This window comes from Pseudomonas sp. PA-4-8C, assembly GCF_021606625.1.
Lineage (GTDB): Bacteria > Pseudomonadota > Gammaproteobacteria > Pseudomonadales > Pseudomonadaceae > Aquipseudomonas > Aquipseudomonas lactis.
This window is the reverse complement of sequence record NZ_WKCD01000125.1, coordinates 1-14,451: the sequence shown is the minus strand read 5'-3', so window position 1 is coordinate 14,451 and position 14,451 is coordinate 1. Positions and strand designations below refer to the sequence as shown.

The following is a 14,451-nucleotide window of genomic DNA, read 5'->3' as shown; positions in this document are numbered from 1 at the left end:
CTATCGCAGGCAAGCCAGCTCCCACAGGGATAGGGTTCAGAGTCGGAAATGATGTCGTTTTGCTGGACAAAAAAAAGAGACCCGAAGGTCTCTTTTTTCACACGGCGCCAGCCTTACAGGCTGGAAATCCGCGCATGTTGCTCCGCCAGCTTGCCCAAGGCTTGTTCTGCCTCGGCCAACTTGGCGCGTTCTTTCTCGATCACTTCAGCCGGCGCCTTGTCGACGAACGCCGCGTTGGACAGCTTGCCGCCCACGCGTTGCACTTCGCCTTGCAGACGCGCAATTTCCTTGTCGAGGCGCGCAAGTTCCGCACCCTTGTCGATCAGTCCGGCCATTGGCACCAGCACTTCCATGTCGCCCACCAACGCAGTGGCGGACAGCGGTGCTTCGGCGCCTTCAGCCAATACGGTGATCGACTCCAGCTTGGCCAGCTTCTTGAGCAGTGCATCGTTCTCGCTGAGGCGACGCTGATCTTCGGCACTGGCGTTCTTGACGAACACGGCCAACGGCTTGCCCGGCCCGATGTTCATCTCGGCGCGGATGTTGCGCGTGCCGAGCATCAGGGTCTTGAGCCATTCGATATCGCTTTCGGCGGCCTCATCGATGCGCGCTTCGTTGGCCACCGGCCAAGGTTGCAGCATGATGGTCTTGCCTTCGATACCGGCCAGCGGCGCCAGGCGCTGCCAGATTTCTTCGGTGATGAACGGCATGAACGGGTGCGCCAGGCGCAACGCCACTTCCAGCACGCGCACCAAGGTGCGACGGGTGCCGCGCTGGCGCTCGACCGGCGAGTTTTCGTCCCACAGCACCGGCTTGGACAGTTCCAGGTACCAGTCGCAATACTGGTTCCAGATGAACTCGTACAGGGCCTGTGCGGCCAGGTCGAAACGGAACTGGTCGAGCTGGCGGGTCACTTCGGCTTCGGTGCGCTGCAGCTGCGAGATGATCCAGCGATCCGCCAGGCTCAACTCATAGGCTTCGCCGTTCTGGCCGCAGTCTTCGCCTTTGTCCAGCACGTAGCGCGCCGCATTCCAGATCTTGTTGCAGAAGTTGCGATAGCCTTCGACGCGGCCCATGTCGAACTTGATGTCGCGACCGGTGGAGGCCAGCGAGCAGAAGGTGAAGCGCAGGGCGTCGGTGCCGTAGCTGGCGATGCCGCCTTCGAACTCGTCGCGGGTCTGCTTCTCGATCTTTTTCGCCAGTTTCGGCTGCATCAGGCCCGAGGTGCGTTTCTGCACCAGGGTTTCCAGGTCGATGCCGTCGATGATATCCAGTGGGTCCAGGACGTTGCCCTTGGACTTGGACATCTTCTGGCCCTGGCCGTCGCGTACCAGGCCGTGTACGTACACGGTCTTGAACGGTACCTGCGGGGTGCCGTCTTCGTTCTTCACCAGGTGCATGGTGAGCATGATCATCCGGGCAACCCAGAAGAAAATGATGTCGAAGCCGGTGACCAGCACGTCGGTGGAGTGGAATTTCTTCAGGAACTCGGTCTGCTGCGGCCAGCCCAGGGTAGAGAAGGTCCACAGGCCCGAACTGAACCAGGTGTCCAGTACGTCGTTGTCCTGTTGCAGCGCGATGTCCGCGCCGAGGTTGTGCTTGGCGCGCACTTCGGCTTCGTCGCGGCCTACATAGACCTTGCCCGATTCGTCGTACCAGGCCGGAATGCGGTGGCCCCACCACAGCTGACGGCTGATGCACCAGTCCTGGATGTCGCGCATCCACGAGAAGTACATGTTTTCGTACTGTTTAGGCACGAACTGGATGCGGCCATCTTCCACGGCGGCAATCGCAGGCTCGGCCAGCGGCTTGGTGGACACGTACCACTGGTCGGTCAGCCACGGCTCGATCACGGTGCCGGAGCGGTCGCCCTTCGGCACTTTGAGGCCGTGGTCGTCGACGCTGACCAGCAAACCGGCGGCGTCGAAGGCGGCAACGATCTGCTTGCGCGCTTCAAAACGGTCGAGGCCGGCATATTCGGCCGGGATCTTGCCGTCGATGCTGTCGTTGAGCGAGCCGTCCAGGTTGAACACCTGGCAGGCCGGCAATACGGCGGCATTTTTGTCGAAGATGTTCAGCAGCGGCAGGTTGTGGCGCTTGCCGACTTCATAGTCGTTGAAATCGTGGGCCGGGGTGATTTTCACGCAGCCGGTGCCGAATTCAGGGTCGCAATAGTCGTCCGCGATGATCGGGATACGGCGGCCAACCAACGGCAGTTCGACGAACTTGCCGATCAGCGCCTGGTAGCGCTCGTCGTTCGGGTTAACGGCGACGGCGGCATCGCCGAGCATGGTTTCCGGACGGGTGGTGGCAACGATCAGGTAATCGTTGCCCTCGGCGGTCTTGGCGCCATCGGCCAGCGGATACTTGAGGTTCCACAGGAAGCCTTTCTCGTCGTGGTTTTCCACTTCAAGGTCGGAAATCGCCGTGTGCAACTTGGTGTCCCAGTTGACCAGGCGCTTGCCGCGGTAGATCAGGCCGTCTTCGTGCAGGCGCACGAAGGCTTCCTTTACGGCTTCGGACAGGCCGTCGTCCATGGTGAAGCGCTCGCGGCTCCAGTCTACGGACGAACCCAGGCGACGGATCTGACGGCTGATATTGCCGCCGGACTGGTCTTTCCATTCCCAGACTTTCTCCAGGAATTTCTCGCGACCCAGGTCGTGACGGTTCTGGCCGGTGGCTTCCAGTTGGCGTTCCACCAGCATCTGGGTGGCGATACCGGCGTGGTCGGTGCCCGGTTGCCACAGGGTGTCGCGACCCTGCATGCGGCGGAAGCGGATCAACGCATCCATGATCGCATTGTTGAAGCCATGGCCCATGTGCAGGCTGCCAGTGACGTTCGGTGGCGGAATCATGATGGTGTACGAGTCGCCCGCACCTTGTGGGGCGAAATAGTTCTCGGACTCCCAGGTGTTGTACCAGGAAGTTTCGATAGCGTGGGGCTGGTAGGTCTTATCCATGCGCGGCGGGACCCTAGTTGGCATTTATTCAGGAAAGCCGGCAAGTATAACGGGGGATAGGGGCGAGGGCGAGGCGAAGACGGTTAAGACCGATGCAGAATTAATGTGGGAGCTGGCTTGCCTGCGATGGCGGTGTTTCAGTCAGCATCTTCGGCGACTGATGCGCCGCCATCGCAGGCAAGCCAGCTCCCACAAGGATGGGGGGGGACTTTCAGTTCTGGTATTGGCTGAGCAACCGCTCCATCCGCGCATCCATCCGACGCTTGATCTCGGCTTCGATATGTGGCGCAAAGTCATCGATCACATCCTGCATGATCAATTGCGCAGCGGCGCGCAGTTCGTTGTCCAGGTGCAGCAACAGCGCGTCCGGGGCTTTTTCGGCTGCTGGCGCTGGTTCTGCAACCACAGGTGCCGGCGCGGCAGGCTTGCCGCCGACCATGTCGAACAGCAGCGGGATCTGTACCTCGCCATCGGCCGTCTCGGTCAGCAGCGGCGGTTGCAGGTTGTCATCACCCAGCAACTGACGGATCGACTCCAGGTCATCCAGCAGGTGGTCGTCTTTTTTCAGCGGGTTTGGAGTGTCCATCATGTACTCAAAGTCGTTGTAGCCGGTGATCTTGCAGAGGATAGCCCTGTTCACGGTAGAAACGGAAACTCTCCCGCGCAGCCTGACGAATAGCCGGGTCTTCCACCACCACTTCCGCCACACGGGCGAACGCTTGGGCAAAGGCCGGTACCTTCAGGTCGAGGTTGACCAGCAAATCATGGTGATCGCCGCAATTATCCCCCAAACCCAGCACAACCAGGCTTTCAGGTTCGGATTCGGCGGGGCCGTGGGGCACGAAGCTTTCGCCCTTGAAGCGCCACAGACGGGCATCAAGTTCGTCACGTTGGGCGGCATCGCTGCAGTGCAGGTAGATGCGATGGCCCATACGCCAGGCTTTTTCGGTGAGTTTGCAGGCAAAGTCCAGGCGCGCGAGGGGATCGGCGCTGGGCAATATATAGAAGTCGACTTGGGGCATTGGAAATCCTGGGGCTGGCCTGATTACCCCCTGTAGGAGCGAGCTTGCTCGCGAAAAACCAGATGACACCGCGTTCATCCAGAATGAACGTGTTATCAAAGGCGATCTTCGCGAGCAAGCTCGCTCCTACAGAAGGGCCGGGGCCGCTTAAGCTTTGGCGCGATCCAGCAGGTATTGGGTCAACAGGGGCACCGGACGGCCAGTGGCGCCCTTGTCCTTGCCGCCGCTGGTCCAGGCAGTGCCGGCGATGTCCAGGTGCGCCCAGTTGAAGTTCTTGGCAAAGCGCGACAGGAAGCAGGCCGCGGTGATGGTGCCGGCTTTCGGGCCACCGATGTTGGCGATGTCGGCGAACGGGCTGTCGAGCTGTTCCTGGTACTCATCGAACAGCGGCAGTTGCCAGGCGCGGTCGTCGGCGGCCTTGCCGGCGCTGAGCAGTTGCTCGATCAGTTCGTCGTTGTTGCCCAGCAGGCCTGAGGTGTGGGAGCCCAGGGCCACGATGCAGGCACCGGTCAGAGTGGCGATGTCGATCACGGCCTGGGGCTTGAAGCGCTCGGCGTAGGTCAGGGCGTCGCACAGCACCAGGCGGCCTTCGGCGTCGGTGTTGAGGATCTCCACAGTCTGGCCGCTCATGGTGGTGACGATATCGCCTGGGCGAGCCGCGCCGCCGCTCGGCATATTCTCGGCACAGGCCAAAATGCACACCAGGTTGATCGGCAGCTTGAGCTCAAGCACCGCACGCAGGGTGCCGAACACGCTGGCGGCGCCGCCCATGTCGTACTTCATCTCGTCCATGCCGGCACCCGGCTTGAGGCTGATGCCGCCGGTGTCGAAGGTGATGCCTTTACCTACCAGGGCGTAAGGCTTCTCGGACTTCTTGCCGCCGTTGTATTGCATCACGATCAGGCGTGGCGGCTGGTCGCTGCCCTGGCCCACGGCATAGAACGAGCCCATGCCCAGGTCCTTGATTTTCTTCTCGTCCAGCACTTCAACCTTCAAGCCCTTGAACTCTTTGCCCAGTGCCTTGGCCTGTTCGCCCAGGAATGTCGGGTGGCAGATGTTCGGCGGCAGGTTGCCCAGGTCGCGAGTGAACGACATGCCATTGGCGATGGCCTGGGCGTGGGTGACGGCGCGCTGGACTTCAGCCTGGGCAGCCTTGATGGTCAGCAGGGTGATTTTCTTCAGGGCGCGGGGTTCGGCTTTCTGGCTCTTGAACTGGTCGAAAATATAGCCGCCGTCTACCAGCGACTCGGCCAGCAGGCGGGTCTTGCCGTAGCTGTCGCGGCCCTTGACCACGATTTCATCGAGTGCCAGCACCGCATCGCTGCCGCCCAGGCCCTTGAGGGTGGTGAGGATGCCGCTGACGATCTTGCGAAACGGACGGTCGCCCAGTTCGGCATCCTTGCCCACGCCCACCAGCAAAACGCGCTCGGCCTTAAGGTTGGGCAGGCTCTGCAGCAGCAGGCTCTGGCCGACTTTGCCGGCCAGGTCGCCGCGCTTGAGCACGGCGCTGATAGCGCCGCCGCTCAGTTCGTCCAGTTGCTTGGCGGCGACGCCGAGTGTGCGGCCTTCGCCGACAGCGACCACGAGGGTGGCGGTTTTCAACGTTTCGGGGCTAACGCTTTTTACAACCAATTCCATTTTCGGGTCCCTTATCAAGGTCTGTGAGCCGGGAGCTTGTACTCCGGCTTTAAAGCTCGGCAGCGTTGTAAACCGCCAGCGACAAAGGCCGCAGTTTGAACCTCGCCAGCGGAGCCTGACAACCCTTGGCGCACGCTTTGTGCGTGCGCATGAGTAAGCTCCGTGACAGGCGCGGTCAATCACAGGATAATGCGCCATCTTTTTAGCCGGCCCGTGGTAAACGGGTCGACTCGGTATGCTTGCTTGTTTGGCCGCCTTAGCCTGACAACCCTGGAGTGTCTGGTTTGATTGTCTTCCGTTATCTGTCCCGCGAAGTCCTGTTGACCCTGAGTGCCGTGAGTGCGGTGTTGCTGGTCATCATCATGAGTGGTCGTTTCGTCAAGTTCCTGGCCCAAGCCGCCGCTGGCGCCCTGGATCCGGGCTCACTGTTCCTGATCATGGGCTACCGGATGCCCGGCATGCTCCAGTTGATCCTGCCGCTGGGACTGTTCCTCGGCATATTGCTGGCCTATGGCCGGCTGTACCTGGAAAGTGAGATGACTGTGCTGTCGGCCACCGGCATGAGCCAGCAGCGCCTGCTGGCCATGACCATGGTGCCTGCCGCCGGTGTTGCCCTGGTGGTGGCCTGGTTGAGCATGAGCCTGGCGCCCCAGGGGGCCATGCAATTCCAGTTGCTGCTGAACAAGCAGGATGCGATGACTGAGTTCGACACCCTTGAACCCGGTCGCTTCCAGGCGCTCAGCGACGGCTCGCGAGTGACCTACACCGAAACCATGACTGACGACCGCTCCAACCTGGGCGGCGTGTTCATTTCCCAGAAGAACCTCGGCCAGAACCAGAAAGACCGTGGCATTACCATTCTGGTGGCCGACAGCGGACGCCAGGAAATCCGCCCCGATGGCAACCGCTACCTGATCCTGGAAAACGGCTACCGCTACGACGGCAGCCCTGGCCTGGCGGACTATCGCGCCATCAAGTACGACACCTATGGCGTCATGCTGCCCAAGGCCGAGATCAGTGACGAGGTGACCGACCGCGACGCGCTGCCCACCTCATCGCTCTTCGGCAGCCCGGAATTGCGCTCCATCGCCGAGCTGCAATGGCGCCTTTCCCTGCCGTTGCTGGTATTTATCGTGACCCTGATGGCCGTGCCGCTGTCGCGCGTCAACCCGCGCCAGGGGCGCTTCCTCAAGTTGCTGCCGGCGATCCTGCTGTACATGGCCTACCTGACCATCCTGATTTCCGCCCGTGGTTCCCTGGAGAAGGGCAAGTTGCCGCCGGCCCTGGGCCTGTGGTGGGTACACGGGGTTTTCCTGATGATCGGCCTGGGGCTGCTCTATTGGGAACCTATCCGTTTGAAAATGAAGAGCCGTCGTGGCCTGAAGGAGTTGGCTCGTGGCTAAGCTTGATCGCTACATCGGCATTAGCGTACTGATCGCCATCCTGGCGGTATTGGGCATCATTCTCGGCCTGGCCTTGCTGTTCGCCTTCATTGATGAAGTGGGCAACGTCACCGATACCTACACGGTCACGGACGTGCTGAGCTACGTGGCACTGACCGCGCCGCGTCGCCTCTACGACATGATGCCAATGGCCGCGCTGATTGGCTGCCTGATCGGCCTGGGCACCCTGGCCAGCAACAGCGAACTGACCATCATGCGCGCAGCCGGGGTTTCCATAGGCCGTATCGTCTGGGCGGTCATGAAGCCGATGCTGCTGCTGATGGCGTGCAGCGTGCTGATCGGTGAATACGTCGCGCCACCGGCCGAAGCCACCGCCCAGGCCAATCGCGCCCTGGCCCAGGGTTCGGGCGATGCGCAAAGCGCCAAGCACGGCCTGTGGCACCGCCAGGGTGATGAGTTCATCCACATCAACGCCGTGCAGCCGGGTGGCCTGTTGATCGGGGTGACCCGCTACACCTTCGACAAAGAACGGCACATGTTGTCGTCCAGCTTCGCCAAGCGCGCGCAGTACAGTGGCGAACAATGGCAACTGAGCGACGTCACCACCACGCACTTCCGTAACGTGGGCCAGGGCACCCAGTCCAGCACCGAAGTGGTCAATGTGCCGACTGAGCAGTGGGATATCGCCCTGAAGCCGGAATTGCTCAACACCGTGGTGATGGTACCGGAAGCGCTGCCTATCTCCGGTTTATGGAGCTATATCCACTATCTCAAGGAGCAGGGTTTGAACAATGGCCGCTACTGGCTGGCGTTCTGGGTGAAAGTCTTGCAACCGGTGGTTACCGCTGCGTTGGTGTTGATGGCGATCTCCTTCATTTTCGGGCCGTTGCGTTCCGTGACCCTGGGCCAGCGGGTATTTACCGGTGTGCTGGTGGGTTTCACCTTCCGCATCGCCCAGGACTTGCTGGGGCCGTCGAGCCTGGTATTCGGTTTTTCGCCGCTGTTTGCGGTACTGGTGCCAACAGCTATTTGTGCTGTGGCCGGGTTCTGGCTGCTGCGTCGGGCCGGTTGAAGCCGCTTGCATAATGCCCCTCCCTGTAGGAGCGAGCTTGCTCGCGAAAATCTACGAAACGCCGCGTTTATCCAGGATAAGCGCGTTATCGTTGGCGATTTTCGAGAGCAAGCTCGCTCCTACAGTAATAAGCCCCGTGGAAACGGGGCTTTTTTGTATTGGTCAGCAAAGATGACGTCTGGCCTGAGCATCAGGTACAATTCCCGGCTATTTTTCAGCGGGCAATCTGCCTGCAGCCTTTTTGAGTGTTGATCCGTGAGTGATTTGAGTCATATCCGCAATTTCTCCATCATCGCCCACATTGACCATGGCAAGTCGACGCTGGCCGATCGATTTATCCAGATGTGCGGCGGCCTTGCCGAGCGTGAAATGGAAGCCCAGGTACTGGATTCCATGGACCTCGAACGCGAGCGCGGGATCACCATCAAGGCCCACAGCGTCACGCTGTACTACAAGGCCAAAGACGGCATCACTTACCAACTGAACTTCATTGACACCCCAGGCCACGTTGACTTCACCTACGAAGTCAGCCGTTCGCTGGCGGCCTGTGAAGGTGCGTTGCTGGTGGTCGATGCCGGCCAGGGCGTCGAGGCGCAGTCGGTTGCCAACTGCTACACCGCGATCGAGCAGGGCCTGGAAGTCATGCCCGTGCTCAACAAGATCGACCTGCCCCAGGCCGAGCCTGAGCGCGTCAAGGAAGAGATCGAGAAGATCATCGGCATCGACGCTACCGACGCCGTCACCTGCAGCGCCAAGACCGGCCTGGGTGTCGACGAAGTGCTCGAACGCCTGGTGCACACCATTCCCGCGCCGACCGGCAACTACGAAGATCCGCTGCAAGCGTTGATCATCGACTCCTGGTTCGACAACTACCTGGGCGTTGTTTCCCTGGTACGCGTGCGCCATGGCCGTGTGAAGAAGGGCGACAAGATCCTGGTCAAGTCCACCGGCAAGATCCACCTGGTGGACAGCGTCGGTGTATTCAACCCCAAGCACACTGCCACCGTTGATCTGAAAGCCGGTGAAGTAGGCTTCATCATCGCCGGTATCAAGGACATTCACGGTGCGCCAGTGGGTGATACCCTGACCCTGAGCTCCACGCCAGACGTCGACGTGCTGCCCGGCTTCAAGCGCATCCAGCCACAGGTCTACGCCGGCCTGTTCCCGGTCAGCTCCGATGACTTCGAAGATTTCCGCGAAGCCCTGCAAAAACTGACCCTCAACGACTCGTCGTTGCAGTACACCCCGGAAAGCTCCGACGCCCTGGGCTTCGGTTTCCGTTGCGGGTTCCTGGGCATGCTGCACATGGAGATCATCCAGGAGCGCCTTGAGCGCGAATACGACCTGGACCTGATCACCACCGCACCCACCGTTATTTTCGAGTTGCTGCTCAAAACCGGTGAAACGATTTACGTCGACAACCCCTCCAAGCTCCCGGACCTGTCGGCCATTGAAGACATGCGCGAGCCGATCGTGCGGGCCAATATCCTGGTACCGCAGGAACACTTGGGCAACGTCATTACCCTGTGCATCGAAAAGCGTGGCGTGCAGCGCGACATGCTGTTTCTCGGTACCCAGGTACAAGTGACCTACGATATGCCGATGAACGAAGTGGTCCTGGACTTCTTCGACCGTCTCAAGTCCACCAGTCGCGGCTATGCTTCGCTGGACTACCATTTCGATCGTTACCAATCGGCTAATCTGGTGAAACTGGATGTGCTGATCAACGGCGACAAGGTAGATGCCTTGGCACTGATCGTGCACAAGGACAACGCGCACTACAAAGGTCGCCAACTGACCGAGAAGATGAAGGAACTGATTCCGCGCCAGATGTTCGACGTCGCGATCCAGGCCGCCATTGGCGGGCAGATCATTGCACGGACCTCCGTCAAGGCTCTCAGAAAGAACGTACTGGCCAAATGCTACGGCGGTGACGTAAGCCGTAAGCGCAAGCTGCTTGAGAAGCAAAAGGCCGGTAAAAAACGCATGAAGCAAGTAGGCAACGTGGAAGTTCCACAAGAAGCCTTCCTTGCGGTGCTCAGGTTGGATAGTTAGGTCCTATGTCACTAAATTTCCCGCTGTTGCTGGTCATTGCCGTTGCCGTCTGTGGTCTCCTGGCGTTGCTCGATCTGGTGTTCTTCGCCCCGCGGCGTCGGGCGGCCATCGCTTCCTATCAGGGTAGCGTCAGCCAGCCCGATGCGGTGGTGGTCGAAAAGCTGAACAAAGAGCCCTTGCTGGTTGAGTACGGCAAGTCGTTCTTTCCGGTGTTGTTCATCGTGCTGGTGCTGCGCTCGTTTCTGGTAGAGCCGTTCCAGATCCCTTCGGGGTCGATGAAACCGACCCTGGACGTGGGCGACTTCATCCTGGTGAACAAGTTTTCCTACGGCATTCGTCTGCCGGTGATCGACAAGAAAGTCATCCCCGTGGGTGACCCGCAGCGCGGCGATGTGATGGTGTTCCGCTACCCAAGCGACCCGAACGTCAACTACATCAAGCGTGTGGTCGGCCTGCCGGGCGACGTGGTGCGCTACACCAGTGACAAGCGTCTGTTCATCAACGGTGAGTCGGTGGCCGAGAAGCTGCTGGGCGCCGAGCCGAACACCCTGGGCAGCGCCGAGCTGTACCAGGAAAAACTCGGCGCGGTGGAGCACCAAATCCGCAAGGAAATGAGCCGCTACCGTGCGATGCCGGATGGCCAGTGGAAAGTGCCTGCCGGGCACTACTTCATGATGGGCGACAACCGCGACAACTCCAACGACAGCCGCTACTGGGATGACCCCAACATTCCCAAAGACCTGCTGGGCATGGTGCCCGACGAGAACATTGTCGGCAAAGCCTTCGCGGTCTGGATGAGTTGGCCGGAACCCAAGCTCAGCCACCTGCCGAACTTCTCGCGGGTCGGGCTGATCAAGTAATACAAGCGGCGCTGTGAACACAGCGCCGAATGCTTTTCTGGGGCTTGGACATTTTCCGATGCCCGGTACCCATCAGGATTTGAATTTGAACACTGCGTCAATCGTCGATGGCCGCCGGTGCCATCAACTAGATATGGATAAACCGTGACCGTTTCTCTAAGTCGTCTCGAGCGTCAGCTCGGCTACACCTTCAAGGACCAGGAATTGATGGTCCTTGCCCTCACACACCGCAGCTTTGCAGGGCGCAATAACGAGCGCCTGGAATTCCTCGGTGACGCTATCCTCAATTTCGCCGCCGGCGAGGCGCTGTTCGAGCGTTTCCCCCAAGCGCGAGAAGGCCAGCTTTCACGCCTGCGCGCACGCCTTGTAAAAGGCGAGACCCTGGCCGTGCTGGCCCGAGGCTTCGGCCTGGGCGAGTACCTGCGGCTGGGTTCCGGCGAGTTGAAAAGCGGCGGTTTCCGTCGCGAGTCAATCCTGGCTGATGCCCTGGAAGCCTTGATCGGTGCGATCTACCTTGATGCAGGCATGGAGACGGCCAAGGAGCGCGTGGTCGCCTGGCTGGCCTCGGAAATCGAAAGCCTGACGCTGGTCGATACCAACAAGGATCCCAAGACCCGCCTGCAAGAGTACTTGCAGTCCCGCGGTTGCGAACTGCCACGCTACGAAGTGGTGGATATCCAGGGCGAGCCCCATTGCCGGGTGTTCTTCGTGGAATGTGAAATCACCTTATTGAACGAAAAAAGCCGAGGTCAGGGTGTGAGCCGTCGTATTGCCGAACAGGTAGCGGCCGCTGCAGCACTGATTGCCCTGGGCGTGGAGAATGGCCATGACTGATTCAACCGCAACACGCTGTGGCTATGTTGCCATCGTCGGCCGCCCGAACGTGGGCAAGTCCACGCTGCTCAACCACATTCTCGGCCAGAAGCTCGCGATCACCTCGCGCAAGCCCCAGACCACCCGCCACAACATGCTGGGCATCAAGACCGAAGGCCACGTGCAAGCGGTGTATGTCGATACCCCAGGTATGCACAAAGGTGGCGAGAAAGCCCTGAACCGCTACATGAACAAGACCGCCTCGGCCGCGTTGAAAGACGTCGACGTGGTGATCTTTGTAGTCGACCGCACCAAGTGGACCGACGAAGACCAGATGGTCCTCGAGCGTGTGCAATACGTGACCGGCCCGTTGATCGTCGCGCTGAACAAGACCGACCGTATCGAAGACAAAGCCGAGCTGATGCCACACCTGAGCTGGCTGCAGGAGCAACTGCCGAACGCCCAGATCATCCCGATCTCGGCCCAGCACGGTCATAACCTGGAAGCCCTGGAGCGCGTGATCGCCGAGCACCTGCCGGAGAACGAGCACTTCTTCCCGGAAGACCAGATCACCGACCGCAGCAGCCGCTTCCTCGCCGCCGAACTGGTCCGCGAGAAAATCATGCGCCAGATGGGCGCCGAGCTGCCGTACCAGATCACCGTCGAAATCGAAGAGTTCAAGCAGCAGGGCAAGACCTTGCATATCCATGCGCTGATCCTCGTCGAACGTGACGGCCAGAAGAAAATCATCATTGGCGACAAGGGCGAGCGTATCAAGCGTATCGGTACCGAAGCGCGCAAGGACATGGAGCTGCTGTTCGACTCCAAGATCATGCTCAACCTGTGGGTGAAGGTTAAGGGTGGCTGGTCCGATGATGAGCGTGCGTTGCGCTCCCTGGGCTATGGCGACCTGTAACGGGTCTCGAACACACTGCAAAACCTTGTGGGAGCGGGCTTGCCCGCGATGAGGATGTAACATTCAGCAGAGATGTTGACTGTGACGCCGCCATCGCGGGCAAGCCCGCTCCCACATTGGATCGACGCTGTTTCACGTTCTGCGAGAGAGCCTCATGTCCGCCTCCCCCCCCAGCCAACCCGCCTACGTCCTGCACAGCCGCGCCTACCGCGAAACCAGCGCGCTGGTGGACTTCCTCACGCCCCAAGGCCGCCTGCGCGCCGTCTTGCGCAGCGCGCGCGGTAAGGCGGGCACGTTGGCGCGGCCGTTCGTGGCGCTGGACGTGGAGTTTCGCGGCAAGGGCGAGCTGAAAAACGTCGGCCGCCTGGAAAGCGTCGGCACCTCGGCCTGGCTGAATGGCGATGCGCTGTTCAGCGGCCTTTACCTCAATGAACTGCTGATTCGCCTGTTGCCCGCCGAAGACCCGCACCCCGCGGTCTTCGATCACTACGCTGCCACCTTGCTTGCCCTCGCTGAGGGCCGCCCCCTGGAACCGCTGCTACGCGCCTTCGAATGGCGCTTGCTCGACGACCTTGGCTACGGCTTCGAACTGGCCAACGACTTGCACGGCGAGCCCATCGCCGCCGATGGCATGTATCGCCTGCAAGTCGATGCCGGGCTTGAGCGCGTGTACCTGCTGCAGCCCGGCCTGTTTCAGGGCACCGAACTGCTGGCCATGAGCGAAGCCGACTGGCACGCTCCCGGTGCGCTGTCTGCTGCCAAGCGCCTGATGCGCCAGGCCCTGGCTGTGCACCTGGGCGGGCGGCCGCTGGTCAGTCGCGAGTTGTTTCGAAAGCCCTGACATCCCCGTGTATGCTGTGCACCGATTCTTTCCCTTTTCAGGAGCGCCTCCGTGACCACCAGCAATCGCATTCTTCTTGGCGTCAACATCGACCACGTCGCCACCCTGCGCCAGGCCCGGGGCACCCGTTACCCTGACCCGGTCAAGGCCGCGCTGGACGCCGAAGAAGCGGGTGCCGACGGCATCACCGTGCACCTGCGCGAAGACCGCCGCCACATCCAGGAGCGCGACGTGCTGCTGCTCAAGGACGTGCTGCAAACCCGCATGAACTTCGAAATGGGCGTCACTGAAGAAATGATGGCGTTCGCCGAGCGCATCCGCCCGGCGCATATCTGCCTGGTACCGGAAACCCGCCAGGAGTTGACCACCGAAGGCGGCCTCGACGTCGCCGGCCAGGAAGCACGGATCAAGGCTGCGGTGGAGCGCCTGTCGCGGATCGGCAGTGAAGTCTCGCTGTTTATTGACGCCGACGAACGCCAGATCGAAGCCTCCCGCCGTGTGGGTGCCCCGGCCATCGAACTGCACACCGGTCGCTACGCCGATGCCACCACGCCGACCGAAGTGGCCGACGAACTGCAACGCATCATCGACGGCGTGAACTGCGGGCTCAACGAAGGCTTGATCGTCAATGCCGGCCATGGCTTGCATTACCACAACGTCGAGGCCGTGGCCGCAATCAAAGGTATCAACGAGCTGAACATCGGCCATGCCCTGGTGGCCCACGCGTTGTTCGTCGGTTTCAAAGGCGCGGTAGCCGAAATGAAAGCCCTGATCCTGGCCGCTGCCAAACATTAATAAACAATGAAGATCAATGTGGGAGCTGGCTTGCCTGCGATCGCGGTGGGCCTGCTACGAATGCGTCAACTGACAC

The 14,451-nt window shown here is 60.7% G+C and carries 12 protein-coding genes; 8 read left to right on the top strand and 4 right to left on the bottom strand.

What is annotated here, in order from left to right; genetic code table 11:
* Window positions 1-113: 113 nt before the first annotated feature.
* The 4 genes from GIW04_RS18235 to GIW04_RS18220 all read right to left on the bottom strand — a co-directional run bounded on the left by GIW04_RS18235 (window position 114) and on the right by GIW04_RS18220 (window position 5,620).
* Window positions 114-2,960, bottom strand: a complete 2,847-nt coding sequence (locus GIW04_RS18235) for a valine--tRNA ligase (RefSeq protein ID WP_003188842.1) — start codon at window positions 2,958-2,960, stop codon at window positions 114-116.
* A gap of 211 nt (window positions 2,961-3,171) precedes the next feature.
* On the bottom strand, window positions 3,172-3,546 hold the full coding sequence (locus GIW04_RS18230; RefSeq protein ID WP_003188844.1) for a hypothetical protein: 375 nt from the start codon (window positions 3,544-3,546) through the stop codon (window positions 3,172-3,174).
* Window positions 3,547-3,553: 7 nt separating this feature from the next.
* Window positions 3,554-3,982 carry a DNA polymerase III subunit chi gene (locus GIW04_RS18225; protein ID WP_003188845.1) on the bottom strand — a complete coding sequence of 143 codons (429 nt, stop codon included), beginning with the start codon at window positions 3,980-3,982 and terminating at the stop codon, window positions 3,554-3,556.
* A 147-nt stretch (window positions 3,983-4,129) separates the two neighbouring features.
* Entirely contained in the window at window positions 4,130-5,620 is a 1,491-nt protein-coding gene (locus GIW04_RS18220) for a leucyl aminopeptidase (RefSeq protein WP_034128658.1), read from the bottom strand.
* 284 nt (window positions 5,621-5,904) lie between these two features.
* Between GIW04_RS18220 and lptF the strand changes: the two genes are divergently transcribed.
* The 8 genes from lptF to pdxJ all read left to right on the top strand — a co-directional run bounded on the left by lptF (window position 5,905) and on the right by pdxJ (window position 14,375).
* Window positions 5,905-7,023 carry an LPS export ABC transporter permease LptF gene (gene lptF / locus GIW04_RS18215; protein WP_003188848.1) on the top strand — a complete coding sequence of 373 codons (1,119 nt, stop codon included), beginning with the start codon at window positions 5,905-5,907 and terminating at the stop codon, window positions 7,021-7,023.
* Window positions 7,016-8,095, top strand: a complete 1,080-nt coding sequence (gene lptG, locus GIW04_RS18210) for an LPS export ABC transporter permease LptG (RefSeq protein WP_003188851.1) — start codon at window positions 7,016-7,018, stop codon at window positions 8,093-8,095. The genes lptF and lptG overlap by 8 nt, the downstream gene beginning before the upstream one ends.
* Window positions 8,096-8,350: 255 nt before the next feature.
* Complete coding sequence (gene lepA, locus GIW04_RS18205) at window positions 8,351-10,150, top strand: translation elongation factor 4 (RefSeq protein ID WP_003188853.1); 1,800 nt, start codon at window positions 8,351-8,353, stop codon at window positions 10,148-10,150.
* Between the two features lie 5 nt (window positions 10,151-10,155).
* Window positions 10,156-11,010 (top strand): signal peptidase I, encoded by an 855-nt coding sequence (gene lepB, locus GIW04_RS18200; RefSeq protein ID WP_003188855.1) that lies wholly within the window; start codon window positions 10,156-10,158, stop codon window positions 11,008-11,010.
* A gap of 144 nt (window positions 11,011-11,154) precedes the next feature.
* Entirely contained in the window at window positions 11,155-11,844 is a 690-nt protein-coding gene (gene rnc / locus GIW04_RS18195; protein ID WP_003188856.1) for a ribonuclease III, read from the top strand.
* Entirely contained in the window at window positions 11,837-12,739 is a 903-nt protein-coding gene (gene era / locus GIW04_RS18190; protein ID WP_003188857.1) for a GTPase Era, read from the top strand. Before rnc ends, era begins: the two co-directional genes overlap by 8 nt.
* Window positions 12,740-12,893: 154 nt before the next feature.
* Window positions 12,894-13,580: a DNA repair protein RecO gene (recO, locus tag GIW04_RS18185; protein WP_003188859.1), complete on the top strand. Its 687-nt coding sequence runs from the start codon at window positions 12,894-12,896 to the stop codon at window positions 13,578-13,580.
* Window positions 13,581-13,631: 51 nt separating this feature from the next.
* Window positions 13,632-14,375 carry a pyridoxine 5'-phosphate synthase gene (gene pdxJ, locus GIW04_RS18180; RefSeq protein ID WP_003188860.1) on the top strand — a complete coding sequence of 248 codons (744 nt, stop codon included), beginning with the start codon at window positions 13,632-13,634 and terminating at the stop codon, window positions 14,373-14,375.
* The last annotated feature ends 76 nt before the right edge of the window (window positions 14,376-14,451 follow it).

Coding starts and splice junctions, on each gene's coding strand:
- GIW04_RS18235 (WP_003188842.1), bottom strand. CDS start 2,960: ATGGATAAGACCTACCAGCCCCACGCTATCGAAACTTCCTGGTACAAC.
- GIW04_RS18230 (WP_003188844.1), bottom strand. CDS start 3,546: ATGGACACTCCAAACCCGCTGAAAAAAGACGACCACCTGCTGGATGAC.
- GIW04_RS18225 (WP_003188845.1), bottom strand. CDS start 3,982: ATGCCCCAAGTCGACTTCTATATATTGCCCAGCGCCGATCCCCTCGCG.
- GIW04_RS18220 (WP_034128658.1), bottom strand. CDS start 5,620: ATGGAATTGGTTGTAAAAAGCGTTAGCCCCGAAACGTTGAAAACCGCC.
- lepB (WP_003188855.1), top strand. CDS start 10,156: ATGTCACTAAATTTCCCGCTGTTGCTGGTCATTGCCGTTGCCGTCTGT.
- era (WP_003188857.1), top strand. CDS start 11,837: ATGACTGATTCAACCGCAACACGCTGTGGCTATGTTGCCATCGTCGGC.
- recO (WP_003188859.1), top strand. CDS start 12,894: ATGTCCGCCTCCCCCCCCAGCCAACCCGCCTACGTCCTGCACAGCCGC.